The 1,043-nt window shown below is 35.1% G+C and carries 2 protein-coding genes; both read right to left on the bottom strand.

Annotated features, from left to right (window positions below):
- Positions 1 to 618, bottom strand: a 618-nt coding sequence (locus EKL98_RS17270) for an ATP-binding protein (protein WP_233589513.1), incomplete at its 3' end; no start/stop codon positions are given.
- A 153-nt stretch (positions 619 to 771) separates the two neighbouring features.
- On the bottom strand, positions 772 to 1,043 hold a 272-nt coding region (locus EKL98_RS17275; RefSeq protein WP_233589515.1), incomplete at its 5' end, for a sensor histidine kinase.

Genomic DNA, 1,043 nt, shown 5'->3' on the forward strand with positions numbered 1-1,043 from the left:
AATTCCCTTATTCAAATAAGACAACTCACGCATACGACCTGATAATGTATCATAAGAATACTCTACTGTTTGAGTAAATATAGAAGGATCCGGATAAAAAGTTACTATTGTCCCTCTCTTGGTAGTTTCTCCAATTTGTTTAACTGGATAAAGCGCTTTTCCTTTTTCGTACTCTTGTTCGTATACTTTTCCATCACTACTATGCACCGTTGCTCTCAAATGGTTTGACAATGCATTTACCACCGAAACCCCAACACCGTGAAGACCTCCAGAAACTTTATACGAATCTTTATCGAATTTACCTCCGGCACCAATTTTAGTCATCACAACCTCTAATGCAGAAACACCTTCTTTTTTATGAATTCCTACTGGAATTCCACGACCGTTATCTTCAACAGTAATAGAACCATCTTCATTTATATCAACTATGATGGTATCACAATGACCACCCATCGCTTCATCGATAGAGTTATCTACAACCTCATAAACTAAATGATGTAGTCCTCGAACACCTACATCTCCAATATACATCGAAGGACGCATTCTTACGTGCTCCATTCCTTCTAATGCCTGAATACTATCTGCTGAATAATTATCCTTTTTAATTTCGTCGCTCATATAAATTTACTCTAAAAATGTTTTTTTTTGACTCGTACGCAAATATATAAAAACGAGAGGGAATTTAAGACTAAAATCAAGAGTTAAGTCGTTAAGTTATTAACAAAAAGTACTACTGTTAATAACCTTATTTTTACGGCTTTTGCGCTATACTTATGCTATCAAACAAATAACAAAACTGGTTTTTCCAGCCTCATTTTTGAATGCCAGATAACCGCCGTGAGATTCTATTATGTTTTTTGATAATGTTAAGCCAATGCCTGCACCTTCTTTTCGGGTGGTAAAAAACGGAAGAAAAATTTTGTCTGCAATTTCGGTTTCAATGCCGTATCCGTTATCTGAAACTGTTATAAAAACACGTTTTTCTTTTACTTCGGCAGAGATTATAATTTGCTTTCCTTTTTTGTCTGCCAAAGCATAAATAC

The organism is Flavobacterium bomense, assembly GCF_003970355.1.